1 protein-coding gene is annotated in these 389 nt (G+C 74.6%); it reads left to right on the top strand.

Features of this window, described 5'->3' with window-relative positions; genetic code table 11:
* Positions 1-389: LLM class flavin-dependent oxidoreductase (locus G3I78_RS50555; protein WP_164437409.1), on the top strand; the 389-nt coding region annotated here is incomplete at both ends.

Genomic DNA, 389 nt, shown 5'->3' with positions numbered 1-389 from the left:
GCCGTCTGTGGACGAAGGAGGAGGTGCCGTACGCCGGGGAGCACTTCTCGGTGACCGGGTCACGGCTGGGGCCGCGCCCCGTGACGCGCGCGGGCCGCGCCCACCCGCGGATCTACTTCGGCGGCGCGTCGGAAGCGGCCGAGCGGGTCGCAGCGACCGAGGTCGACGTGCAGCTCTTCTGGGGCGAGCCGCTCGACGGGATCGCGGAGCGCATCGACCGGCTGAAGCGCCTGAGCGCCGAATTGGGGCGTGAGCACGCTCCGCTCGAGTTCGGGCTGCGGATCACGACGTTCGTGCGCGACACCACCGAGGAGGCGTGGGCCGACGCCGAGGCGAAGGTCGCGGAGCTGGCCGCGCGGTCCCAGGAGGCCGAGGCGTGGTCCGCCCGC

Origin of the sequence: Streptomyces sp. SID13726 (assembly GCF_010548375.1) — a bacterium.
In the GTDB taxonomy this organism is placed as follows: Bacteria; Actinomycetota; Actinomycetes; order Streptomycetales; family Streptomycetaceae; genus Streptomyces.
Note: the sequence above shows the minus strand (reverse complement) of the source record. Positions and strands in the feature narration are given on the sequence as shown.